We start from the raw sequence: 23,837 nt of genomic DNA, 5'->3' as shown, positions 1-23,837 counted from the left end.
TGATTATCCTTCTGCTTCCGCAAATCTTTGATTCACTTCCATAAAGAAACCACCTACTTCTTCCGTCCAATTTTTGAGCTCTGCTTTTTGCTCAAAAGTTTGACGAAGTTTAAGGAGAGCGTGGCGGTAATTCGCCTTCGCAGTGTCGTAAGGACACTCCATAATATCGGCAATCTCGTTAAAGCTAAGGTCTTCGTAAACACGAAGGACCAACGCTGTTTTTTGTTTGAAGGGTAATTTCTCCACCTCTTGCTGAAGGATGTCAGCCACCGCCGTGTGAACCAGAGTTGTTTCAGCTTCAGCATCCACTGCCAGCTGCACATCATCTATGTCGACGGTATCCCTTTTCCACTCGCGGATTTTGTTTCGTGCTGTATTCACAGCAATCTGAAACAACCAGCTTTTAAAAGAAGCTCTGCCCTCGAAAGAGTTCAGCTTCTCGTAAGCTTTGATGAACGCTTCTTGCGTCACATCTTCCGCCGTGTCCATGTCCTTCACAAACCTCAAACTCAGTCGCAGCACACTTCTTTGATGTCGTTTCACGAGTTCGGAAAAAGAGCGTCTGTCACCAGACTTTACTTTTTCAACCAGTTCAAGATCCGATACTAAAAGATCTCTCTCCATACTTTGACTCGCTTCTGTCTAAATTCGGTTAACGTTCTGAATTTTTTTCCCAGTGAAGCCGCCTGGCCCCCCTCAGCTCGCGGTAAATTCGCCCCCAAACCCGCGCTGCCTACACTGTTTCGTTAATGCAACGTTGATGCCGAAGAAAGGTGGTCAAAATGGCTCTAAATATATGAAATAATTTAGGAATTACGCATTTTGTTATAACACGCATTAGCAAAACTTATGGGTCCGGGCCTTGGTCTAGGAACACGACGACACTGGAAAGATTTCTGAAAGGACCGGGGCCCTCTGTGGGAAATAGTGGAAGTCTGTTAAAACTGCGCTCATGAAAAATATAGGACTTTTACTAACCGCAGTGTTCTTTTGGGGATCGGCGTCACTAGCTCAAGCTCTTCCGGAAGAAGGTGCACTTCGCCACCTTATGCTCGATCAAAAAGATGAACTTTTTTATGATCGCGGCGTGATTCCCGCTAACCAATCGAGCTCTTTATGTGGTCCTACCAGTGCCGCGAACTGGTTGCAGCTTCAGGCACAAACATTTTCTAAAGAGGAGCTGGTAGAGCTTATTAAAGAAACTGGAGAAGCGCTGCGCCCTCATTATATAGAGATCAATCGCGGATTGCTTGAAACGGACTTAGTTCGCTTTTTAAAGATTCTTGATACTAAATTGAATATCAAGCGAGACTTCGTTATCAAGGGCCGCACGAATTTCAATATCGACGAAGTTTGGTCAGACAAAGTTCAGATCTTGATGTTGAACTATACTGAAATTCGCCCACAAAGCCCTGCAGGCCGCGGGGGACGCTTTCCTCCGAGACGAGACATCCCTTTTCCTGATGACATGCTTAATGACAACCCTCCCGTACGAGGAAATCATTTCGTCCTGAAGGTTTTTGCAGATAAAGAAAAAGGACTGATTGGTGTGATCGATCCAGAAAGTCCGACACGCTACAGTTGGCTTCAAGCCGGCTCTGGGAACTTGGTTCGTCCCGTCAGCCGCGAAGACTTTAAAGAGTTCGCCTTCGGTATTCCCTTACGTTGGACTGTGCTAAGCCTGATTGAAGAAAAATAATCTGGGCAAAAAAAAGGGCCTCTTTTCAGAGGCCCAACACACATAGGAATCAAAACTCTTTTCTGATTCAAATAATTATTCAAGACAAAGCAAAGAACCCAAGGATGCTGGTGGCATTGGGTAGATTTGTTCGCGTTGGATGTTCGCGATCAAATGACCTGTAACTCCGCGCTCAACTTCCACAAGAAGTTTACCGTCGCCTTTGCGAGACTCTTTACACTGATATACGGAAGTTTTATCGGCCAGCTTTGATTTCTTGCTGTCACGACAGTGAAGGCTGATTGTATCTTCGCCGATAGTCAGAAGGCCTTGCTTCAAAGTGACGGCATAAGTGTCACGGATTTCAAACACAACTTGGATATCATCAATTTTGCCTGTGCAAACTGCATGAACTACCGGTGTTTGAGCTTGAGCTGAAAACGCAGTCAAAAGAGTGATAAGAGCAGCGCTAAGTTTCATGGCATTCCTCCGAATGTTTCGGAAGAAGTCTTAACAAATCTTGCCTCAGACGGTAAGAGAATTCTCTTCCCAGGAGGTTCTTTCAAAAGAGCGCCATTTTTTGTACCCGCATTGGGTCAAAGTAAAAAGCCTCCGAATTGGAGGCTTTTTCGCGGAAATTTATGGAGCAATCGTGACCCGGTTACGTCCACCCTGCTTCGACTGATAGAGAGCCTTATCTGCGCGGTCGTAGATCTGAGTCCACTCAGTTTCTTGCGGTAATTTTGTGGCTACGCCCACGGAAATTGTGACAGGAATCTTTTTATTTTCAAAAACGAACTCATGAGCTTCAATTGTTTGGCGAATACGCTCTCCCACTTCACCGGCTGTCTTTGACGGAGAACCAGAGAGAAGAAGAACGAATTCCTCTCCACCATAACGAGCGAAAAAGTCATTAGAACGAATTAATTTAGTGATGACAATCCGGCACAACTCTTTAAGAACGTGGTCCCCACCGGGATGACCGTAGTTATCATTGATTTTCTTAAAGTGATCAATATCGAATGTCACAAGGCTCAACGGCTCGTTTAAAACTTCAGCCCGTTTCATCGCCTCGGGTCCCTTTTCAAGAAGGGCTCCTTTAGAATGCGCGCCTGTTAAAGCGTCTTTTTGAGCGCGCTCGTACATAGCCGCATTTGTCATCGCTTCGATGCTTCCTTTTTCAAGGAATTTGAAGATGACATTGCCGGTTTTAATTTGGTCGTTATTTTTTAAAAGACATGAAGCCAATGGCGGGATGACTTGACCATTCACGATGGTTTTATTTGTAGAACCCAAGTCAATCACCGACACTTCACTGCCATTGACAGCAAATTTGGCATGGGAACGACTTAAACTTTTATCGTCGATATAAACTTGGCTTTCCACCGAGCGGCCGATCACGATATCGTTCGCGGTGATAGGATATTGCTTCCCCACGTATCCAGGAGGACCAATCAAAACAACAATCGCCGGTGGAACTTCGTCGGCCTCTTTCAGACGACCACGGAAAGTGTCACTGGCGACAATACTGGTTTTTTCTAAGTTGTCATTGGAAGAATCATCGTTGTGAGCCATAGAGGAAAGTATAAGTCTCCTCTACGACTGATGACAATCACGCTTTCTTCAATTTCTCTTTCGCTAGTCTCTTGCCTAGCTCTACACCTGGTTGGTTGAAGGCGTCGATTTGCAAGTATTCACCAAGGCCGGCGACAACAAGTTCCCAGAACATGAACATATAACCCAATGTATGTTCATCTAGGACTTTTGTCTTAAGAGTCATTGTCGACACGTCATTTTGTGTGAGTGCTTCTTGTGTGGCCAAAGCTTCTGCCCTCAACAGTTCACCCATCGTGCGCCCTTCAAGATCCATAGTTTCTTTAAACTGCGCTTTTTTCAAACGCTGAGATCCGGCTTCAGCCTCTTCGATACGCATGAAGATCACGAATTTATCGCGGTGACCTTCCATCACTTGTTGCAAGATCGAGTGCTGATCAGACGCACCGACCGCAGACATCGGAGTGCTGGCACGAGCCGCAGGACCCCCATCACGGCCGTGCGCTTTACCTAAAGATTCAGCCCACAATTGTTGAAACCAAGCGCCGAAGTTTTTAAGACGTGAACCATAGAACCACAACAGAGTGATCCACTCTTCACGCTTATAACTTTGCGCCACTTGCGCCATTGTCTGAGTGACAAGGGCCGTGTCTTGCAAAGCACGCATCGCGCCCACGCGAAACTTTTCAAGATCCAATCCAAGATAAGCTGCGGGCATCATTCCAACAGGTGATAAAACAGAAAAACGTCCCCCAACGTCTACGGGGATTTCACACATTGGAATGTCATTCTTTTTAGCCCATTGAACAAGCGTGTTGTCTTTGCTTTCAGAGATAACAACACTTTGAGAAGCCAGATTTAGATTTTCTTGCTTGTACATCTGATCGATGAATTCAAGAGAGCATAAAGATTCAATTGTCGTTCCACTTTTAGAAATGAAAACCCAACCGACCTCTTTCAGATCACCCAGTTCCTCCATCAAAGTTTCAAATTCCAAAGCATCGACGTTGTCGACGAAGAACATGTTCTTCGCGCGGAAGACTTCAGCCAATACACGATTGCCTAGTGAGCTTCCACCAAGACCGACAACTACCAACTGTTTAAAGCGGCGGCTGAATTCTTGACCGACTTTGTGAGATTGCTGCCACAAAGGAATGCGCTCGACCAATTGAGGGAAGCCAATGTCCTTCCGGTGTAAAAAGATTTTTAGAGATTCCTGGCACTTTTGCAGGATGGAATCATCGAGTTTATGACCAGCTTGAACTATTTCCAACATACGTCCGCCTCATTGTAAGAGAGGCCAGTATAGTTGGCCTCTAAGAAATCGCAACGTCTTCTTCGATACGATGATAACCCTTCCACTCTTTTAAGCGACCGCGAGGGCGACCACCGTCTTCAGGGTACTCAATCAGTACATAAGTAAGCTTTGTGATTTTACCAAGAGACACAATATCCAAAGATGTGATCTCCGTCCATGTTCCCGAGTTAAAATATTCTTTATTCTCGGACCACTGGCGGTATTGGTAAACATGGGTGTGGCCAAAAACAACAGTGTGCACGCGGTCATCGTGAAGAATTTTACGCGCCGATTCACTTAAATCAGGAAAGATCGCACTTTCCGCAATGACTTTGATAATGCGCTTCAACGGATAGTGACGACGTGGATCCTTGATGAAAGCACTTTTGGCAAAATAGAAAAGCGCCATGAAAAACGCGCGAATCATGGTTTTGGTTTCATTCATCAAAGACCAGCGCACCATTTTTCCAAACGGGCGGATTTTATCCACGTGCGGATAATGTTGTTTGATCTTTAACACCACTTCCAAAAAAAAGTGGGAACCAAAAGGCAGATTCAAAATGGGCTCCACCAGGTCTTTCTTCAGGAAAAACTTTTTGGGGTCCATACGGTTTGCGGCTTCATGCATATGACCATGCTCAATATGCACGCCATCAAAGAAGTACACGATGTTTTTATAACGGATAGGCGTGCCAATCACTTGGTTTAAGTAAGCACGACACGCAGGCCACAGCATACCTTGATCGTGATTTCCCACAATGTACGTTACGGTGTTGTTCGGCTTAGAGGCAAATTCAGCCAACGCTTTAAAAACGTTTTCGTGGCCTTTAACGATCTCTTTTAAAATTTCCAGAGTGACGGATTCTGTGATGACCGAAAGAAAATGTCCCTTGTAATCACACTGCAGAAAGTTAAGAAAATCCCCATTTATGATAAGTTCCACTTCGTAATCGCGATACACACCCGAAGAATAGTAATGGATGAACTCCACCAACTTTTCCCCATAGTAGAACTCTTCTAAAGAGTTGATTCCGCCTTGTTCCAATAGACGACCTTTCCCCAGATGGAGGTCGCTCACAATCACTTTGATTTTTTTAATAGGAGCGGGTTTCACCGCGACGGCGGTCTCGTTGCTCTCTTCTGGGGAAGCAGATTCCATACTACTCAGCTTTCTTCAGTGGAATGGCACTTTCCTCTTTAGCTTCCAAGTTCGTCAAGGCTAAACGCAGAGCACGCTCTGTACGTTTGACCTGATCTTGGTTGGCCTCGATAGTCTTGTTAAGCTCAAGACATTTCTTACGGTAATTATCGAGTTCCTGAGAGAGCTGATCAATCTTTCTTTTCTGTTCTAAAATATACTCATCTTTGGACCGAACAAGAGCCGACTTTTCTGCACGCAGCAGTTCCAGACGGTTTTCAAGTTCTCTTTCGCGAACGCGGATCTTTTTAAAGTCAGATTTAAGTCTAGTTTCTAGTTCTTCAACTTTAATACGCGCCTTGGCAACTTCGTTTTCTTTGTACTGAAGATTGCCTTTTAAAATAAGAATTTCACTTTGCGCGGATTCTTGAATCTCGCCTTTTTCTTTTTCTAAAGCCGTAATGCGAACTGTCAGTTCATCTGTGCGAGAACGAATGATTTCACCAGCCGAAGCCAATTCTTCATTATCGCCACGAAGATGTTCTACTTCTTTTTCAAGTTCAAGAATGCGTTGTTGCGCCAGCTTTAGGTTCTCGGCCTGAGCTAAGCTGGCATCCACAGAAGTCATTACGTTGGCAGAGCCACGGCTTCCGCGGAAATTACCTACGCTGACTTTGACATCCACATCGGCAGACTTGCGCGCACCCAAACGAGCATTGGCAAAGCCATCAACAGCCACAGTTTTATCAGCGTCAGAGTTTGTCGACGCGACCGAAGATGTCACATTGAAATCTTGCTGAATGGAAACCGTTTTGTCTTCACCACCACTGGCCTGACCACTAAAGACCGGACGAGTAGATTCATCTTCTGAAGATGAATCGTCAGACGAGAGGTCCGGCGTCGGAGGAGAAAACAATTCATCGGAAGACTGGTATCCCCCACCCGCAGAAGGGCCTTGATAGCGTTCTTCCTCAGCGGTAGGAGCCCCATTGACCATAAAACGCTCAGAAGGTGGCAAATCACCAAAGCCTTCGGGCATATCGAAATCTTCTACGGGAACTTCTTCTTCAGAAGAGGCTTCTGCACCCCCGGTAAACTCAGAGGCATCAAGATCTTTCTCTAAACCTTTTTCTAAGTTGTCCCACAGATTATTTCCCGCGCTGGTATTTTCCACGCGGTGAGCTTCATCTTCCAAAGTTGGCAAACCAGAAAAATCATCCTCCGATTGCCCCGCATGATACGAAGAATCGGCCTGAATATCCTTAAGATCATCCATCAAGGACTCAATAAGGTTTTCCGCGGCTGAAGATTTCTTTTTCTTTTTGCTCATATCTATAGGGAAATATCGGAATTTTTCCTGGTCCCCTTTAAGAATAAAACAGAGTCGCTCCCATATCAGGATGAAGGTCTTGAAAGTCTCATTTTAAGACGGCCCGCCCTTCTTCCTGTGGCCGAAAACAAGGTGAATTGGCCACCGATCATAAGTCCCAGTCGCGTTTACATAGGAGCCGAAACACCATACTGTTTATATAAACAAAGGATATTTATGACGTCACTTTCTGTCGAATTCACCGAGAGAATGTCGGGATTCGTAGTCCCAAAAAAGTTTGTCTTGTCACCAGGCAAGCCGCTTTCGCATTCTGATTTTTTGGTTGAAAATGATCGCTTTGATAAGCAGCCATTTGAGTTTACGGTGACGATCAAAGTGCCCAATCTGGACAAGTTCTTGGACGATCACAGCACGCCCTCGCAGTTGTATGGCAGAATCACCGATTTCCGATTTCGCGAAGAACTGCGCATTGAAAAAGGTTATTTTCAACTATTCACATTGCCTGCCGCCAGTCCGCATTTCGATACAGTTAAAGAGATGCACTACACTCTTTTTCTAACCGACCGTGAAGGGAAGAAATGGACCTTTTTTGGTTACAAAGCCATCTTAAAAGAAGATCTTTCCGAGTTATGGAACCAAACGACGACTTTGTACTATTATCTTTGGGAAGGGCATTCTCCCTTTGATAATTACAGCGATAAAGAAGTTCATGCCATCGGAAGTTTACGTATTTCACTGAGTGACTTCTTAACTCAAATGAAAAGTTTTAAAACCAACGCTTCCTCCTTCCTGCAAGAAAAAGAAGCTTTGATGAAATACTTCAAGGCTTTCACTGACACTCTTTGGGAAAGCTATGCTCCTTTTATCTTCACCACGACTTCGGCTCGCTGGAATGAGCACCAATACCCTATGCACACCACTCAAGGTGTCGCCCTAGGTGAAAAGACTCTTCATCCTCTTGACACTCGCGATGGCCTGACAATTTCCGTGCAAAGATTTAAACATCAAGAGTCTAAGAATGTGGTTTTGCTGCTCCACGGCCTCACCACTTCGACAGACATGTTTATCATGCCTGAGCACCAAAACCTAGTGAATCAACTTCACGCTTCTGGATATTCCGACGTGTGGTCCCTGGATTGGCGCGGAAGTGGAAGATTCATTTACAATATGACTCCGCATCGTTACACGATTGATGATGTGGCGAAATACGACATTCCGCGCGCGGTGGATTTCATTCGCGAATCATGCGGCAACGATGTGAAGATCCACGTGATAGCTCACTGTGTAGGATCTCTGTCTTTCATGGCCTCTTACGCCGCAGGATACGTAAAAAATATTGCGAGCATCGTGGCGAATAGTGTTTCGTTGACTCCAATGGTTCCTTGGCAAGCGATGGCCAAGATGATGGTGGGGCCTGAAATCTTAGGACAAGTTCTGGGATATCCCTATGTGTCTCCGAAAATTCCCTATCATCCCGGCCGCGCTTTGGGTCGCTGGTTGTACTGGATGGAGCGCAGTTTGCGCCGTGAATGCAAAGAGCCCGCTTGTCATATGGTGAGCTTCATGTGGGGATGGGGCTTCCCCGCGGCTTTCAATCATCGCAATATTCACCCTGTTACACATCGACGTTTAATGGATTTATTTGGCGGCACAAGCTTTCACTACCACAAGCACATTCGCAAAATGCTGTTAGCAAAAGCTTCGATTTCATTCGATTCAAAAACCAACTATTTGGAAGAGATGAAGAAACGAGACATGCCTCCGACCCTGCTGATTTCGGGAACGGAAAACCATATTTTCCCGAACTCAAACAAAACGACGTATGAAATTTTAAGTCAGACGAAAAATGCTTCAAAAGTGTCCTATAAAGAGTTTACCAACTACGGTCATCAGGATGTCTTCATGGGGCAGTATTGCCATAACGAAGTTTTTCCTGAACTGATTGAATTTTTAAAACAACATTCCGGTATTTCTGGTGTCGAAACCCGCAAGCTTCGTATTGCGTGAGGAATTAAATGAAGTACGACTATGACTATATCGTGATCGGGTCTGGCTTTGGCGGATCCGTGATGACGTGCCGACTTGTTGAAAAAGGTTATAAAGTTTGTTTGCTTGAGCGAGGTCGTGAATGGAAAATGCATGAGTTCCCGCGACGTCCACATGAAATTCGCAAGAACATGTTCTGGGACCCAATCGATAATAAATATGGACTGATGGAAGTTCGCGACACTCCGGAAAGTGACGTGATGACGATCACCTCAAGCGGATTGGGTGGCGGCAGCCTGATCTATGCGAATGTTTTATATAAAATGCCCGAAGAGTTTTTTAAAGGTTGGCCCGGCAACATCAGTCGCCAGACGCTAGAGCCCTACTATGATCGTGTTCTAAATATGATGGAGGCAAAACCCTATCCGTACGACACACATCCTTATTACCGCAACACACCTAAAACGACCTTGCTGAAAAAGCTTGCCGACGAAATGTCAGCCCCACTAGGAACGACTGAAAAACCGACGATGGTATTCCCTCCGATTGCCGTGCGCTTTGAAGGAAAATTTCCGGGACATCAAAGCCGGAATATTCACGGTGCTCTTCAATCTCGTTGTAATAAATGCGGTGACTGCGACATTGGATGCAATATCCACGCAAAGAACACCTTGGATCTAAATTATCTTTTCCGGGCGCGAAACCTGAAGGAGGCCGCTTACAAAGCAGAGGTTCGCACTCACGCGGAAGTCACAAAAATCGAAAAGAAAGACGATCACTACGTCGTAACCTACGTGATCCCTGAGTTCCCAATGCAGGAAAACAAGTTCACGGCAAAAAATGTCGTGCTGGCGGCAGGCTCCTTGGGTTCTACTTCATTACTTTTAAAGATGAAACGATATGGTCACTTGCCACTTCTAAATAAATGGTTAGGAAAAAAATGGAGTGGCAACGGGGATTTCATCTCTTTGATCTTTAAATCCAAACACAATGTTGACGGAACTAACGGCCCCGTTATTACCGGATCCATCGAGTATAAATACAATGACTATGCAGATGGATATCCTCACGGAATGTTTATCCAAGAGGCGGGATACCCGGTGGGTTTTGCTTGGTTTTTGTCCGGCAAGGTGCCTCAGTTCAGCGGGCTTGCGGGTTTAGCCACAATGGCTGCTCATCATGTTAAAAAGTACATTTTTAAAGTACTAAAAATTTCCGGTCACGATCAGATCAACATCGGCGACGAAATGGCAAAAAGCATCGACCGAGCTGAATTTACTAAACGCTGCCTGGTTCTTTTAGGCATGGGTCGGGATAAACCCGACGGCGAAATCCAGTTGCGCGATGACGATCAGGCATTGATTCGCTGGAAGATCGACGAAAGCGAGGTCCACTTCACGCGCATTCGTTCCGAGATGAAAAGATTGGCCGAGATGGTTGATGGAGTTTACGTCGAAAATCCACTGACTCACTTAAAAAAAGTAATTTCGGTGCATCCTTTGGGTGGGTGCCCTATGGGTGATTCAGAGCAAACAGGTTTCGTGAACACAAAAGGCGAAGTGTTTGGTTATCCCGGACTTTATGTTGTCGATGGAAGCATCCTTCCCACTTCAACGGGAACCAACCCTTCTTTAACTATTGCCGCGATGGCTGAATATATCGCTGAGCAAATTCCCGAAAAGCACATCGCTAAGATCCGGGAAGAAATGGAAGCTTAGATCATCACATCGACAAAAGCTTTATAGAAGCCGCCGGAACATTTCTGAACGTCATTATAAAGTTTCGTCGCTCTAGCGGCCTCTGCCGAGGTCGCCCTGTTCGCCGGAAGGTCCGAACTCGTCGCCGGCATCGAAGAGGCTCTTGTCGTCGTTGAAGGCTCATTGACAGATGTTTTTGCAGATGAAGTCGGTTTCTTTGGTTCTTCGGTCTGAGAATTCGCTTTTTCGCTGGCCTTAGGCTGTTCCGCACTTTGCTTGGGGGGCTCTTGATTTTTCTTTACCGGCTCCTCGGGATGAACGGTGCCGAAATCATATTTCTTGTAAGCAGGAGCTTCTGTCTTCGTCGCTGTCGACGACGAAGTCGTGTTATATCTTCCGGAAGCTTTTAATGTATTGTCATAACGCTTACGCAGACTTGAATCCATCAATGTGTCGCGCGTGGTATTAAGCTTCGCCGTAACCTGGCTCATCACTTGCGATTTAACGGGGTCGCCTTGAAAGCGATCCGGATGATAAGTGCGCACTAAACGCCGATACGCATTCTTAATGTCCGCATCAGAGGCATTCGTCGCAACACCTAAAACATCGTAAAGCGATGTGTTTCTATTGAGTATTCGTTTCGCCTCTTCCACTGTTTGAGCATAAGTTTGAAAAGAAAATGTCAGACTTAATAGAAGAATAATGTTTCTAATTCTCATCGGCAAACTCCGGACTGAGTGGATTCACGAATGGATTTAGCGACGCGATCCGGTTTTTCTTTAATCAAATCTAAAACCTCTTTGCGCTGTTGTGCGGGAAGATCTGAAAGATACCCTAAGAATGTGCCCATTTCTTCCGAGCTGACTTGCTTTGACGAATCCTCTAAAACTTTCAGAGCCTTCTTGTCAGACGAGATTTCTTTGAGTGAGGCCGACAAGGCATGGACAGTTTCTTTTTCGACCTTAGTGCCCTCCGAGGCCACTTTGCTTGCCGATCCCAGTTTGGATGCCGCCGCCGCATTTTTCATATATTTAAATCCGGCGCCAAACGGCACGATAGAGACGGCGGAAAAGCCAGCCTCTGCCAATTCGTCATAGGCCCTCTCGGTCGCCTGATCCGCGCGTTTCATGTTCGATGACGACGCCTCTGAAAAACCTGCAGACCTTAAAGTTTGAGCTTCGATAAATGAAGAATGAGACTTAGAAGAAGAATACAAAACTTCTCCACCAGCAGTCACTGTCCCTGCTAGAGCAGCCCCGGCAGCGACCGTTGTTAAAGCAGATGCCGCCGTTGCGCTAGAAACCACCATGGCCCCGACACCCGCACCAATGCCGGTCGCAAGTAAAACACCGCCGACCACAAGACCACCCCAAAAAACGGCCTTGTCGATAAATGCTTTCTTAGAAACACCTTCATCATAGCTCTGCAAAGAGCGACAAAGAAGTTCGTAGCTTTCAGGATTTTCTAACATATATTGCGCGGTGGCTGCGGGATTACTGACGACCAACTGTTGCAAAGCTTCGTCTGAAGAGGTCTTAGCCAGATCCTCAAGATACATTTGATGTTTGTCCAGTTCCCCTTCCACTTCTTTAAGAGCGGAATGAACGTTGGCTCCGGTAATGACATTTCGATTCGATCGTTTCTTGATTGCTTGGGTATATAACAGAAGTTCAACACCGGCTTTCGGAGGAGAGTCCTTCAGATCTCGCTCTTTTTCCATCAGTTCCACAGCCGTATCAATGGCGTCTTGAGATTTCACATTCTTCCAATAGCTTCGAGTCTGCTGCACCTGTGACTGCGCTATAGACAGTATTCTTTTCTGGCTTTGAATTTTTTGATGTTCAACCAGATCTTTTGCAAAAAGCAACTCAGGAGCCTGTTCGCGGCACGGGTCGTAGCTAGAAAGATCTGCCGCGGCTTTGCCGTTCAAAGCAGCAATTAAAGCTTTTTGCACTTCTTGAGAAGCTTCCTCTTTGACGGCGCACTTTTTCAGCTTTTCTTGTAAGGAGACAACATTTAAAAGGCCTCGGCCCTGACTTAAGAGTTGCTTTCCTTCCTTTGATTCCGAAATCTTTTTGTTGGCGGGATCCTGTACGAACTTTTCGAAAGAAGTTTTAAAGGCCGCAGTCACCGCTGGATTTTCGATATTCGCGGCCGCCCAGCCAATTTGTTTTGAAAGCACAGCTTCATTAGCTTGTGAGTGCGAACTCCAAGAAAGGAGGCCGCACATAACCAGAATGTTCATAACCAAAACTAAACGCATATCTATATAAGATATCGCGTCTTGATCAGGATTTAAGTTGGATTTAGAGAGAAAAAAGGAACTCTGGACAATAGTCCCAGAGAGTCCGAAAAACTCTCTGGGAAAATCGGTATTTTTTAAAGCGTGATTACTTTTTTATAGTCAGCCAAGCGTCTTTCGACGTCGCCCAAAGTCACTTTAGAAAGCGCACGAACGGAGAAGTCTTGGATCGTGTGGCTGGCCATCATAGAACCCATGATGCAGGCCTGTTTCAAGTGAGCCAATGTTGGCTTGTCTTTTTGCGCTGCCAAGTAACCGAAGAAGCCGCCAGCAAAAGTATCGCCAGCACCCGTGGGATCGACCACCGTCGGAATCGGCATTGCTGGAAGGATGAAGTATCCTTCTTCCTTCGTGTACATCGCAAAACCGTACTCACCCCGTTTGATAACAACAGCTTGAGGGCCCATGGCTGTGATCAACGGTGCCGCCGAAATGGCATTCGCCGCTCCCGTTAACATTTTTGCTTCACCTTCATTGATAAGAACAAGGTCCACTTTCTTAAGAACTTCGATCAACTTTTCTTTTTTGATCGAGATCCAGAAGTTCATTGTATCCATGCCGACAAATTTTGGTGACTTCACTTGCTCAAGAACCTGCAATTGCAATTCCGGAGCAATGTTTGCCAAGAAAACGAAAGAGGAATCTTTGAAGTGTTCTGGCAATTGCGGATTGAAATGTTCAAAAACGTTTAAATCTGTTTTTAACGTCTTTGCTTCGTTCATATCGCCTTCATAAGAACCGGCCCAGTGGAACGTCTTACCCGCAACTTTCGAAAGACCGCTTAAGTCAACGCCGCGAGAATTCAAAAGCTCGTAGTCTCCTTGATCATAGTCTTCGCCCACAACACCGACCACACGCACCTTAGAAAACAAAGAAGCGGCCAAAGAGAAGTAATTTGCGGAACCACCCAAGGCGCGGTCCACTTTTCCTGACGGAGTTTGAATGGAATCGTAAGCCAAACTTCCAACGACTAAAATCTCTGACATAAAACTATTGCTCCTGTTGTGATGCCGTTGCGTTTTCGAGCATCTCGCGTTTGTATTTTGGTAGACCTGCTAATTTTGAATTCGAAATGTCCATAGAAACAGGCTTATTTGGAACTTGGCTTGTTAACTGGCCACAAGCCGCGAAAATATCACGACCCATAGAGCGACGAAGTAAAACGTGAGCTCCAAGACGCATCAATTCAGAGTGGAAAGCTTCCACCGCTTCATCTGAAGGACGCTCATATCCTGAACCTGGATGTTCGTTGAACGGAATAATGTTGATCTTGCACGGAACGTCTTTCACCAGCTTCACCAACTGACGTGCGTGTTCGATTTGATCCGTCACACCTTTTAACAACACGTACTCGAAAGTGATTTTATCTTTCGTGATACGGTAATGTTCTTTACAAGCGTTCAAAAGCTCTGTTGTGTTCCACTTTTTATTGATCGGCATAACTTGGGTACGAATCTCATCGGTCGGGCCGTTTAAGCTCACCGCCAAACGAACTTTCGCTTCTGAAACTCTCCACATCTCTGGAACGATACCGGATGTAGACACCGTGATTTTCTTACGAGACAAGTTGATGCCCCATGGAGAATGTAAAACGTCGATAGTTTGGAAAACCGCTTCTGGATTGTCCAAAGGCTCGCCCATCCCCATGAACACGATATTCGTGATACGTTGACCTTCACCCAAACGATCATGCACCTGCATGAATTGGCCGACGATCTCTTCTGTGCGCAAGCGACGTTTTAGTTTTTGTTTTCCAGTGAAGCAGAACTTACATCCAATGTTGCAGCCCACTTCTGAAGAAATACACAAAGTCAGACGGTCTTCAGATGGAATGACGACGGCTTCCACGCTGTTGCCACCACCCATATCAAAGAGAAGTTTTTGTGTTCCGTCGACAGACTTTAAGTGAGTCAGTACTGGAGGAAGATCAAAAGAAAGAATTTGTGGCAAAGACGCACGGAATTCTTTAGACAGATTCGTCATTTGTTCCGGATCAGTCACTCGTTGCTCGTAAACCCATTTAAAGATTTGTTGAGCACGGAATTGCTCTTTACCTTTGCCTTTAAGATAAGACTTTAGGCCCTCTAGTGTCAGAGAGTAGAAGTTCACCGGCTTGTTTTCGAGGGGTTTTGCGACGTTGTCGTCAGAATAGTTCACAGGCGCGCTAGCTTGAGTGGTGTTAGCACCATCATTCAATTCCATCTTCGGGGCTCCTTGGCTTGTTACAGCCATGCTTATTACAGCTGGGACCTTGTCAGTCCCTTTGGTTAAGGATTTATGTGGGCTCCGTTTGTAGCATAGCAACCCTTTATTTCCTAGGGATTTCACTAAATTGAGCAGGACTCCCAAGCATTTTCTACATATTATGCCTGCCCGATAGACACGTCGGGCACGACCTATTCCAAAGCCGCATAATTAGTTGCCCTTGTCTTCCTAGGGAGCGGTCTTTATAGTGGGTCTCATGATTTGGCCCTTTATTTTTCTCTCTTATGCGAGCTTGTTTGTATTTGGTCTGACTGACAATATCAGGGGCCCTCTTTTTCCGGAGATCTTGAAGCAATTCGGAGTCAGCGACTCGATGGGTTCTTTGATGTTTGCGTTAAGCAATATCTCTGGATTTATTGCGAGTTACGGCTGTCGATATATGTTACGACGTTACGACCGCCTGAGTGTTCTTCAAGGCGGCGCCGTAGGTCTAATGTTGTCCATGTGGGGATTAGCCGCATCCCCAATCTTTCCCATGTTCCTCGTGTGTAGTTTCGTCTATGGGTTGTGTTTGGGTATCTTAGGTTTGGTGCCAAATATTCTGGTACCCATGGGTTCAACACCCCAGAAAAAACAACAGATGCTTTCAGGTCTTCACACGATGTATGGCCTAGCAAGTTTAATGGCTCCTTTATTGGCCGCCGGTATGGAATATATCACAGGAAGCTGGCGCTGGACGTTTGCTGCGGCCTCATTAGCACCCATGATTTTTGTGGGTTACACCTTTCACCCAAGTCATAAGTCGCTTCACACGAAGGCCTCTTTTTCTCCAGAGACTCACAAAGCCAATAAAAAGAAAAACTTTAAGCCCCAACTTTTCTTAGCTGTGATGCTCAGTTTGGCGGTCGCTGCTGAAATCATGGTCTCATCGCGCTTAGCTTTGTACATGCAAAGAACTTGGAACTATGACATGGAATCCGCAAGTATCTATGTCACCTATTTCTTTATCGCGATGATGCTAGGAAGATTGTTGTTCGCCGTTGTCCACTTCAAACGCTCGCCGCAATTTCTGCTTTCAGCGTCTTTAGTGTTAACCGCGATTTGCATCCTGGGAGGCGTCTTCATCCATCCGTTATTCCTCACTGGAACCGGATTTATGATCGCGCCCTTTTATCCCCTCGCCATCTCATGGATCTCTTCTGAATTCCCTGAAGATTTAGATACGGCCGTTTCGTATATGATGGCGACCGACTCAATGATGTTAATCATCATGCACTTAGCAATCGGAAAACTCACCGACCTCTTCGGCATCCGCGAAGCCGTCCTCTTCGGCCTGGTCTTCGTCGTCGTTTCCCTCTTCATGGTCAACACCTACAAATCCATCTTCAAACGCCACAAAGAAGAAAAACACCCACATTTCCACCACCACGACACCCACGCCCCCGCCAAATAAAAAAATTAAAATAAACCAAACTCACATCTCATCGGCTGGTCAAAATGGTCCAGCCGCAAGGCGGAGGGTTCCAGCTGCCACGGAGGCGTACTTCTAGTACGTCGGAGAGCAAGCTGGAGTCCGACAACGCAGTCGGATGGGCCTTTTTCACCAGCCGACTAGGAAGGGCGTTGGTTCTGTGGCATACTCGCTTCTTATGACTCGTGAATTTCGTAAAGACATCCGCGGTCGTGGAGCCAGTAGCAACGTCACCAATCGTTACGACTCACTCAAATACGAAGCTACCGAAGAAGATTTCGACAATTATCTTGAGGACGAAAAAGCTCTTCTTAAAACGGAAGTTCTGAAAGATTCTTCTCGCACGATTATCACGGAAAACAAAAGCCCGGACATCGGCTTCACATTTTCTATCAACGCGTATCGCGGTTGTGAACACGGCTGCGCGTATTGCTATGCTCGTCCGACACACGAGTATTTGGGCCTTTCCCCAGGTTTGGATTTTGAATCTAAAATTTTCGTCAAAGAAGAAGCACCCAAACTTTTGCGCGAAGCTTTGATGAAGCCTTCGTGGAAACCTGCTGTCATTGCAATGAGCGGCATCACCGACTGCTACCAGCCTCTAGAAAGAAAGATGCAGCTGACTCGCGGTTGTTTGGAAGTTTTGTTGGAGTTTAAAAATCCAGTGTCGTTAATTACAAAAAACGCTTTGGTCACCCGCGACGTCGATATTCTTTCGCAGATGGCCGCTTATAACGGCACCTTGGTTTTCCTTTCAATCACTTCTTTGAATGATGACTTGGTTCAGATCTTAGAGCCCCGCACGTCAAGGCCCGCCGCTCGTCTTAAAGCTATCGAGACTTTGGCGAAAGCCGGCGTTCCTGTGGGCGTCAACGTCGCCCCTTGTATTCCAGGATTGAATGATCACGAAATGCCCGCGATCTTAAAGGCAGCAAAAGACGCGGGGGCTCAGTACGCAGGCTATGTGCCATTGCGGCTTCCTTCTTCCGTGCTGCCTATCTTTGAAGAGTGGCTGGAAGTCCATCAGCCGTTAAAAAAGGAAAAAGTTTTAAACTCGGTGCGTGATATACGCGGCGGCAAATTGAATGACGCGAACTTTGGATCGCGTATGCGCGGGGAAGGGCCTCGAGCTGACCAAATGGCGCAAATGTTCAAGCTTTATACTCGCAAATACGGTTTAAATGTGAAAAAGTTTGATCTCTCCACCGAGCACTTTCAGCGTCGTGGTGATCAACTAAAATTTGATATTGAATAGTGATGAGAAAAATAAACCTGGATCTTAAACAATTTGCATTGCCCGCGCCTCGCATTGGTAGCATCGAGACGCATTCAGGCTATGGCCCGATTCCTACAAGCGGGCAAGAAGTGCATGTTACGATTCAACGTCAGCGTGTCCGAGAAAATCCAGGCTACACGCCCGAAAAGAAATTAGTTCACTCTTTTGAGGCAGGTCCTTATGAATTTGTCGTCTCGGGCCGAGCTGATGGCTTTGTCGAAGCCACGGGTCTGATTGAAGAAATTAAATCGGCCTTTGACATTGATGAACTGCGCGCAAAGTTAGAGCGAGAGCCCAATCACCCTTACGTGTGGCAGTTGCGCACTTACGGCTACATTCATTTTCAACAAACAGGCCAGTTTCCTACTTTGAAACTTCATTTGGTTTCTTTACGCAACTTCAAATCCCATGATTTAAATATTGAGCTGGATTTAGATGGCTATGAAGCGTGGTTAAAAATCCGTCTTGAAGAATTGGTTGAAGAAACCAAAGAAAAAGAAAAGTTGTTTAAGAAGCGCCAGAAGGCTGGCGAAGAAATGACATTTCCCTTTTCATCCCCACGTAAGGGACAAAGGGAGCTTGTTGATACAATTTCGGAAAATCTGAAAAGCGAAAACCCTTTATTGGTGCAGGCGCCCACTGGTTTGGGAAAAACTATTGGTGTCCTTTACCCGTCTTTGAAAGAGGCCTTGCCTCGAGGGCAAAGAGTCGTTTACGTAACACCAAAAAATTCGCAACATCAGGTCGCCGAAGAAGCCGTGGAACGCCTGCAAGAACAGGGCTGTAAAATTCGCTCCTTAACGATCACCGCGAAAAGCAAAATGTGTTTAAAGGCCGAGCCTTTATGCAATCCCCAATACTGTGAGTTCGCGAAAGACTATTACAAGAAGGTCGCTGAACACGACCTCGTGAATAAGCTTTCGCGACTTCGCAGCCTGGACAGTGAAAAACTAAAAAAAATGGGTGAAGAATATCAGGTCTGCCCATTTGAATTATCGGTAGAAGCTATTGAGCGCGCCGATGTCGTCATTGGTGATTACAACTATGTCTTCGCACCTCGAAGTTTGATTGGTCGACTGGCCGAACCACTTTTAGAGCCGAAAGAAAAAGCAAACCTCGTGATCGACGAAGCTCACAATCTGCCATCGCGGGCTCAAGACTATTTTTCCCCGAGTATTTCGACTCAACAGTTGGCACTTTTAGAAAAGGATTTTTCTCGCCTGCCTCCGACGTTCTATATGCAAGCGCAGGCTTTGTGTCAGCGAGCGCGCCGTTTGATTTCTTCATATGGCAAAGATGGCGTTTCTAAAAAAGTGACTATTGACCTCGACCCTTTCTTAGAGCTTGAGCAAGACGTCCGCGAAATGACGACCTCTTACTTAGAGTCTGAAACAGAAATTTTACCTCAAGACCCGATCTTGCGTATGATGAATATGTGGTCAGAGTTTGTGGCCTCTTTGACTTTAAGTGGGGAAGAGTTCTTTCAGACCTATCAGAAAAGCACTTTCACTGAAATGCTGAAGATCACTTGTTGTGATGCCTCTGAGCATTTGTCGCTGGCCTACAAAGAATTCAAAAACGTCGTCGCCTTCTCGGCGACTTTAAAGCCCTTCACTTACTATCAAGAGCTGATGGGCTTTCCGACGGAATCAACAAAACAGGTGGAGTTTTCTTCGCCATTTGAAAAAGAGAACCGCAAACTTCTGATCATCCCGCAGATTTCAACGAAGTTTTCTGATCGTCACGCCAGCACGGGAAAGATTGTTGAAACTATTCAGCGCATCACGGCTCTGAAGAAAGGGAACTACATCGCCTTGTTCCCAAGTTTTGAATTCATGCGCATGGTGGAATCAAAACTTTCTTTGCCAGACTTTCAAATTCTGGTGCAAGAGCGCGAGATGAAGCAAAAACAGACTCAAGAATACTTAGATGAATTAAAGTCATGTCAAAAACCGACATTACTTTTGGGTGTACAAGGCGGCGTGTTTTCTGAAGGTGTCGACTTTCCGGGTGATATGTTGATTGGGGCTTTCGTCATTGGTCCCGCTCTGCCTAATTTTGATTTTGAACGGGAACAAATTCGTTCTTACTATGAGCTTCGCTATGGGAAAGAGCACGCGTTTAACTATGCTTACGTGTATCCAGCAATGGCTAAGGCCATTCAATCCGCAGGCCGCGTGATTCGCTCTGAAACCGATCGCGGCGTGATAGTCATGTTAGACTCGCGCTTCTTACAAACAAGCTACTATGAAACTATGCCCGAGGGTTGGTTCACACAGTCCCCGCAAGAACTCGTGTCTCGGCAAATTTTAAATGACATCAAAGAGTTTTGGGAGACGTCCGTATGAGTCTTCTTAAAACACCCGTGCTATTTTTAGACCTGCAGACGACCGGAGCGAAGCCCGACACGGCAAGCATTCTTGAAATGGCTTGGGCCTCCCTCGCGAGCGAACATATTGAAAGCTCCTTGATTGAACAAGCGGAGGAAATTCCTCGTCGTATTCAATTCATCACGGGTATCTACAAAAAAGATATGGAGGCCGCTCGACCGTTTGCCAGTGTCTTTTCCGACTTAAAAAGCTTTATTGATAAGAATCTGGGCGCTAATCCCATCGCCGTGATTCACTTTGCCCAATTTGAGCGACCTTTCCTGTTGGATGCCTATGAAAAGCTTCAAGAGGAAATGCCGTTTTCAATTCTGTGTACCCATGAAATCGCAAAACGCCTGTTCCCGAACCTGCCCACTCGCGGAATCAAGGGACTTGCAGGATATTTTGGCTGCCCGTCTGGTGAATTAAAGCGCGCTTCTAATCATGTCCAGGCCACCCAAGTGATCTGGCAGGGGTTAACCGCAGCTTTGGCCGAAAAAGGAATTCATTCGATTGAAGAGCTGCAGAAGTGGCTTCAGGACACGCCGAAAGCCGCACGGGTAAAATACGAATACCCTTTGCCGAAAGAAAAGCGCTTGAGTCTTCCTAAGCAGCCCGGCGTCTACCGCATGATGAGTCGCTGGGGCGAGGTGCTATATGTTGGGAAAGCGACATCTTTGCATGATCGCGTGAATAGTTATTTCCGTGGGCAAAAAAATCGCGACACTCGTAAGCTAGAGATGCTAACCCAAGTCTGGGACCTTCATGTTACTCCTGTGGGAAGCCCCCTGGAGGCTGCACTCTTAGAAACCGATGAGATCAAGCGTCTAGATCCGCCGTACAATATCAGTTTAAAAACCGGACGAAGAGAACTCGCTTTCTTCAGTCGGGATTTTACCTCCTTTCAAACAGAGGCGGATGAAAATCATTGCATTGGACCGTTTTCAAATGCTTTGGCATTGGACTCAATCTTAAAGCTAAGCGCTTCTTTGCAAGACAAGTCTTTTAACGAAAACATGTTCTATGAGCCCATTGATGCAAGCCTTTTAGAACAGGGCTTTGATCTTTTCTGCGAACGCCACGGTTTTTCCAAAGACACTTTCGTTTCAGTCCGCTCCATTTTAGCCGTGGGCTTAAATTGGTATCGCCAACTGGAAGAGGAAGAAGAAACGGAAGAGCTGGAAGAAATCGAAGTTTCTGAAACCGAAGCCTCCGTTGAAGCTAAGACCGAAGACAGCGAAGAGGATATATTAGAAATAGAACTTACACCCGAAGACCTCGCTGATAAATTCGAACGTCACTTCATCCGGTCGGCCGCCACGTACCTTCGCACGAAGCGCCTGACAAAACTTCTGAATGTGCATATTCAAATTGAAGAGACGATGACTTTAAAAATTCAAAATGGAAAAGTCGTTGAACCAGAAGCCCCGTTTGCAAAACAACGAGGCTCTTGGAAAGATCTTTCAATTGATACTTATGATCGAATGACGGTGCTATTCACTGAGCTCAACAAGCTCAGAAATCAAGATCGAAAAATAGATTTTATTTAAAGCGTTCGTAAAGAAGCGGCACTTCTTTACCCAACCAAAGCGCTGCTTGAGTGTGATCGTAAAGATCATCGCCTGTCAGTTCGTGAACGAGAACCGAAAGGTTCCCGCGCGCTTTCATCAACCAAAGCACGACGTCTGTAAAAAGCGACAACGGGAAATTGATTTCAAACATTGGAACGGGATGGGGACCGATAGCTTCAGGAATCATCTGCCCAACAAAGACCTGACGTCCCGCAAATTCTTTTATCGCCATTTCACGCAACTGAGCCGCAAACTGCAAAGACTCATTCGAAAAATAAATATGCGCGTCGAATTCACGCGGAAAGCCTTCAGGCAACAACTGAGAATTTACTTTGTAAGTTCTTTCCATGCAGATCTTCTAACACCGAGAAACTAAAAGGTGCCAGGGATTTTTTGGTTTAGAGCAGGCTTTCTGGAACGAAGAGGCCCAAGAATCCGGCTTGGAAGCTTTTCCAGAAGGAAGCCTCAGGTTCTTTTTTGAGGGTGACAGTGCCTTCCTCTTCGCGTGTCGTCCAACGCAAGTCCCCGCCCTCTAAGGTCACTTGATAGGCAATGTCAGGAAGTTCGGTAGTCATTAAGTCCACAAACTGGTTGGCGAAGTCTTTGTTTTCAAGAAGAACTCCCATTTCAGAATTGAGCTCGACCGATCGCGGATCTAAATTCATCGACCCCACAAACATCACATGACGGTCAAAGACATACACTTTCCCATGTAAACCCAAACGTGCTCCAGATGATCCTGCCACTTTGGATTTACGTGCTTTAACATTGATTCTCGGTTTGATCTCATAAAGATCGACACCACCTTTAATCAAACCTTTGCGATATTTTTTATATCCAGCAAAGACCAAACTAACATCGTTAGAGGCTAAAGAATTCGTTACTACAGTGACTTTGATTCCTTCTTTACTTTTCTTCGCAAAATAATCGACGCCTTTTTTTCCGGGAATGAAATACGGGGAAACAATAAAGACTTCTTTCGTCGAACGGATGGGAAGGGCCGTGATCTGATTCAGCATTAGACTGCTTTTGCCATTTTCCACTTTTTCAGGAGAATCGTAAAAGACCTTGGCGCGTCCCCAAAACGCTTTTACATCGCGCTCATGGACCTGCTTCATCAAGCGCGAGTTTTCTAAGTCCTGACCATATTTAGAATTTTGCACTTCAGTTTTCGCGCTTGCCAAGTTTTGACGAAGCTCTGCGAGTTCCGGGTTTTTAAGTTCGCGCTTGTTTAAAACAGGAATCGGCACGGCCAGTTTGTTATTCCAATAAAGATCAAAGGACTGAGAGCTTTCTTCCGCAACGGGACCGAAACACCATACATCAAAATCACCGAAGTTTTCCTCTTCACTGGCTGTGAAATACTCGTTACCGATATTGCGCCCACCTAAAATGGCCGTTTGGTTGTCGGCGATCATAACTTTGTTGTGCATGCGTCGGTTGACTTGACTGAAGCGAAAAGCATCTAAAAACCGAAGTTTACGATTCGCGAAAGGGTTGAACATCCGCACTTCAATAAGAGGATGGGAATCCAACACCAGTAAGGTATCTTGATACTGACCAATATTCAGATCATCCAACAATAAGCGCACCCGAACACCGCGATCTGCGGCCTGCAAAACATCGTGCATAAGCATGCGCCCCACCAGATCGTCATGCCAGATATAATACTGAATATCTAAGCTTCTTTCAGCCTTACGAACAGAGGCCAGGCGCGCGACAAAAGCATCAGGCCCTGACGCCAAAGGAATAAAACCAGATTTATCAGGATGCTTTTTAACCTCGGCAGCCAGAGTTTTTGCCCACCAAGTCTGTTCCGTGTTTTTTATATAATGGGATTCAGGCGCTTTGAAATCTTTGGGTATGCTTTGACAGCTTGTTAAAACGCCCAAAAACAGAAAGGCCCCAAAAACTACAAGTTTCATATTCATCAGTTTATGCCACTTGCAGAGTTCAGAGCCAT

General features: G+C 45.8%; 19 protein-coding genes. 7 read left to right on the top strand and 12 right to left on the bottom strand.

The features are described from left to right. Positions 1–3: 3 nt before the first annotated feature. Positions 4–624: an RNA polymerase sigma factor gene (locus ACLWBD_RS03290; RefSeq protein ID WP_063206438.1), complete on the bottom strand. Its 621-nt coding sequence runs from the start codon at positions 622–624 to the stop codon at positions 4–6. Positions 625–952: 328 nt separating this feature from the next. Here ACLWBD_RS03290 and ACLWBD_RS03285 point away from each other — a divergent pair, with 328 nt between their 5' ends. Next, the gene (locus ACLWBD_RS03285) at positions 953–1,699 is read left to right on the top strand and encodes a hypothetical protein (RefSeq protein WP_063206437.1); all 747 of its coding nucleotides are present in this window, start codon (positions 953–955) and stop codon (positions 1,697–1,699) included. Between the two features lie 75 nt (positions 1,700–1,774). Here ACLWBD_RS03285 and ACLWBD_RS03280 read toward each other — a convergent pair whose 3' ends face one another. The 5 genes from ACLWBD_RS03280 to ACLWBD_RS03260 all read right to left on the bottom strand — a co-directional run bounded on the left by ACLWBD_RS03280 (position 1,775) and on the right by ACLWBD_RS03260 (position 6,997). Further along, the gene (locus ACLWBD_RS03280; RefSeq protein WP_063206436.1) at positions 1,775–2,158 is read right to left on the bottom strand and encodes a hypothetical protein; all 384 of its coding nucleotides are present in this window, start codon (positions 2,156–2,158) and stop codon (positions 1,775–1,777) included. Positions 2,159–2,317: 159 nt separating this feature from the next. After that, on the bottom strand, positions 2,318–3,253 hold the full coding sequence (locus ACLWBD_RS03275) for a diguanylate cyclase (protein ID WP_063206435.1): 936 nt from the start codon (positions 3,251–3,253) through the stop codon (positions 2,318–2,320). Between the two features lie 37 nt (positions 3,254–3,290). Next, positions 3,291–4,508, bottom strand: coding sequence for a glucose-6-phosphate isomerase (locus ACLWBD_RS03270; RefSeq protein ID WP_413569511.1), 1,218 nt, complete (start codon positions 4,506–4,508; stop codon positions 3,291–3,293). A gap of 40 nt (positions 4,509–4,548) precedes the next feature. Next, on the bottom strand, positions 4,549–5,688 hold the full coding sequence (locus ACLWBD_RS03265; RefSeq protein WP_063206433.1) for a metallophosphoesterase: 1,140 nt from the start codon (positions 5,686–5,688) through the stop codon (positions 4,549–4,551). A gap of 1 nt (position 5,689) precedes the next feature. Next, positions 5,690–6,997 (bottom strand): hypothetical protein, encoded by a 1,308-nt coding sequence (locus ACLWBD_RS03260; RefSeq protein ID WP_413569510.1) that lies wholly within the window; start codon positions 6,995–6,997, stop codon positions 5,690–5,692. A gap of 216 nt (positions 6,998–7,213) precedes the next feature. Between ACLWBD_RS03260 and ACLWBD_RS03255 the strand changes: the two genes are divergently transcribed. After that, positions 7,214–9,004: an alpha/beta fold hydrolase gene (locus ACLWBD_RS03255; protein WP_413569509.1), complete on the top strand. Its 1,791-nt coding sequence runs from the start codon at positions 7,214–7,216 to the stop codon at positions 9,002–9,004. An 8-nt stretch (positions 9,005–9,012) separates the two neighbouring features. Continuing rightward, complete coding sequence (locus tag ACLWBD_RS03250) at positions 9,013–10,701, top strand: GMC oxidoreductase (RefSeq protein ID WP_413569508.1); 1,689 nt, start codon at positions 9,013–9,015, stop codon at positions 10,699–10,701. Here ACLWBD_RS03250 and ACLWBD_RS03245 read toward each other — a convergent pair. The 4 genes from ACLWBD_RS03245 to rlmN form a co-directional block, all read right to left on the bottom strand. Continuing rightward, positions 10,698–11,399 carry a DnaJ domain-containing protein gene (locus tag ACLWBD_RS03245; RefSeq protein ID WP_413569507.1) on the bottom strand — a complete coding sequence of 234 codons (702 nt, stop codon included), beginning with the start codon at positions 11,397–11,399 and terminating at the stop codon, positions 10,698–10,700. The two genes, ACLWBD_RS03250 and ACLWBD_RS03245, sit on opposite strands and share 4 nt — an antisense overlap. Further along, entirely contained in the window at positions 11,396–12,925 is a 1,530-nt protein-coding gene (locus ACLWBD_RS03240; RefSeq protein ID WP_413569506.1) for a tolA protein, read from the bottom strand. Before ACLWBD_RS03240 ends, ACLWBD_RS03245 begins: the two co-directional genes overlap by 4 nt. Before the next feature lie 134 nt (positions 12,926–13,059). After that, positions 13,060–13,968, bottom strand: a complete 909-nt coding sequence (locus tag ACLWBD_RS03235; protein ID WP_063206428.1) for a PfkB family carbohydrate kinase — start codon at positions 13,966–13,968, stop codon at positions 13,060–13,062. A 4-nt stretch (positions 13,969–13,972) separates the two neighbouring features. Beyond that, entirely contained in the window at positions 13,973–15,184 is a 1,212-nt protein-coding gene (gene rlmN, locus ACLWBD_RS03230; protein ID WP_063243764.1) for a 23S rRNA (adenine(2503)-C(2))-methyltransferase RlmN, read from the bottom strand. Between the two features lie 259 nt (positions 15,185–15,443). Between rlmN and ACLWBD_RS03225 the strand changes: the two genes are divergently transcribed. The 4 genes from ACLWBD_RS03225 (at position 15,444) to ACLWBD_RS03210 (ending at position 21,853) form a co-directional block, all read left to right on the top strand. Beyond that, on the top strand, positions 15,444–16,640 hold the full coding sequence (locus ACLWBD_RS03225; RefSeq protein WP_413569505.1) for an MFS transporter: 1,197 nt from the start codon (positions 15,444–15,446) through the stop codon (positions 16,638–16,640). A 196-nt stretch (positions 16,641–16,836) separates the two neighbouring features. Next, a complete protein-coding gene (locus tag ACLWBD_RS03220; RefSeq protein ID WP_063206658.1) occupies positions 16,837–17,913 on the top strand; it encodes a PA0069 family radical SAM protein in 1,077 nt (358 codons plus the stop codon). Between the two features lie 2 nt (positions 17,914–17,915). After that, positions 17,916–20,282: a helicase C-terminal domain-containing protein gene (locus ACLWBD_RS03215; RefSeq protein ID WP_413569504.1), complete on the top strand. Its 2,367-nt coding sequence runs from the start codon at positions 17,916–17,918 to the stop codon at positions 20,280–20,282. After that, a complete protein-coding gene (locus ACLWBD_RS03210; RefSeq protein WP_413569503.1) occupies positions 20,279–21,853 on the top strand; it encodes an exonuclease domain-containing protein in 1,575 nt (524 codons plus the stop codon). The genes ACLWBD_RS03215 and ACLWBD_RS03210 overlap by 4 nt, the downstream gene beginning before the upstream one ends. Here ACLWBD_RS03210 and ACLWBD_RS03205 read toward each other — a convergent pair. Continuing rightward, on the bottom strand, positions 21,846–22,223 hold the full coding sequence (locus ACLWBD_RS03205) for a DOPA 4,5-dioxygenase family protein (RefSeq protein WP_413569502.1): 378 nt from the start codon (positions 22,221–22,223) through the stop codon (positions 21,846–21,848). The two genes, ACLWBD_RS03210 and ACLWBD_RS03205, sit on opposite strands and share 8 nt — an antisense overlap. 49 nt (positions 22,224–22,272) lie before the next feature. Next, on the bottom strand, positions 22,273–23,799 hold the full coding sequence (locus tag ACLWBD_RS03200) for a phospholipase D family protein (protein ID WP_413569501.1): 1,527 nt from the start codon (positions 23,797–23,799) through the stop codon (positions 22,273–22,275). Between the last annotated feature and the right edge of the window lie 38 nt (positions 23,800–23,837).

The sequence above is a fragment of the Bdellovibrio sp. HCB117 genome (assembly GCF_047305915.1).
Classification (GTDB): domain Bacteria; phylum Bdellovibrionota; class Bdellovibrionia; order Bdellovibrionales; family Bdellovibrionaceae; genus Bdellovibrio; species Bdellovibrio bacteriovorus_B.
This window is presented reverse-complemented; position numbering and strand designations above follow the sequence as displayed.

What these genes read in the sequence shown, in the direction of transcription:
- ACLWBD_RS03290 (WP_063206438.1), bottom strand. Translation starts at nt 624, where the DNA reads ATGGAGAGAGATCTTTTAGTATCGGATCTTGAACTGGTTGAAAAAGTA.
- ACLWBD_RS03285 (WP_063206437.1), top strand. Translation starts at nt 953, where the DNA reads ATGAAAAATATAGGACTTTTACTAACCGCAGTGTTCTTTTGGGGATCG.
- ACLWBD_RS03280 (WP_063206436.1), bottom strand. Translation starts at nt 2,158, where the DNA reads ATGAAACTTAGCGCTGCTCTTATCACTCTTTTGACTGCGTTTTCAGCT.
- ACLWBD_RS03275 (WP_063206435.1), bottom strand. Translation starts at nt 3,253, where the DNA reads ATGGCTCACAACGATGATTCTTCCAATGACAACTTAGAAAAAACCAGT.
- ACLWBD_RS03270 (WP_413569511.1), bottom strand. Translation starts at nt 4,508, where the DNA reads ATGTTGGAAATAGTTCAAGCTGGTCATAAACTCGATGATTCCATCCTG.
- ACLWBD_RS03265 (WP_063206433.1), bottom strand. Translation starts at nt 5,688, where the DNA reads ATGGAATCTGCTTCCCCAGAAGAGAGCAACGAGACCGCCGTCGCGGTG.
- ACLWBD_RS03260 (WP_413569510.1), bottom strand. Translation starts at nt 6,997, where the DNA reads ATGAGCAAAAAGAAAAAGAAATCTTCAGCCGCGGAAAACCTTATTGAG.
- ACLWBD_RS03255 (WP_413569509.1), top strand. Translation starts at nt 7,214, where the DNA reads ATGACGTCACTTTCTGTCGAATTCACCGAGAGAATGTCGGGATTCGTA.
- ACLWBD_RS03250 (WP_413569508.1), top strand. Translation starts at nt 9,013, where the DNA reads ATGAAGTACGACTATGACTATATCGTGATCGGGTCTGGCTTTGGCGGA.
- ACLWBD_RS03245 (WP_413569507.1), bottom strand. Translation starts at nt 11,399, where the DNA reads ATGAGAATTAGAAACATTATTCTTCTATTAAGTCTGACATTTTCTTTT.
- ACLWBD_RS03240 (WP_413569506.1), bottom strand. Translation starts at nt 12,925, where the DNA reads ATGAACATTCTGGTTATGTGCGGCCTCCTTTCTTGGAGTTCGCACTCA.
- ACLWBD_RS03235 (WP_063206428.1), bottom strand. Translation starts at nt 13,968, where the DNA reads ATGTCAGAGATTTTAGTCGTTGGAAGTTTGGCTTACGATTCCATTCAA.
- rlmN (WP_063243764.1), bottom strand. Translation starts at nt 15,184, where the DNA reads ATGGAATTGAATGATGGTGCTAACACCACTCAAGCTAGCGCGCCTGTG.
- ACLWBD_RS03225 (WP_413569505.1), top strand. Translation starts at nt 15,444, where the DNA reads ATGATTTGGCCCTTTATTTTTCTCTCTTATGCGAGCTTGTTTGTATTT.
- ACLWBD_RS03220 (WP_063206658.1), top strand. Translation starts at nt 16,837, where the DNA reads ATGACTCGTGAATTTCGTAAAGACATCCGCGGTCGTGGAGCCAGTAGC.
- ACLWBD_RS03215 (WP_413569504.1), top strand. Translation starts at nt 17,916, where the DNA reads ATGAGAAAAATAAACCTGGATCTTAAACAATTTGCATTGCCCGCGCCT.
- ACLWBD_RS03210 (WP_413569503.1), top strand. Translation starts at nt 20,279, where the DNA reads ATGAGTCTTCTTAAAACACCCGTGCTATTTTTAGACCTGCAGACGACC.
- ACLWBD_RS03205 (WP_413569502.1), bottom strand. Translation starts at nt 22,223, where the DNA reads ATGGAAAGAACTTACAAAGTAAATTCTCAGTTGTTGCCTGAAGGCTTT.
- ACLWBD_RS03200 (WP_413569501.1), bottom strand. Translation starts at nt 23,799, where the DNA reads ATGAAACTTGTAGTTTTTGGGGCCTTTCTGTTTTTGGGCGTTTTAACA.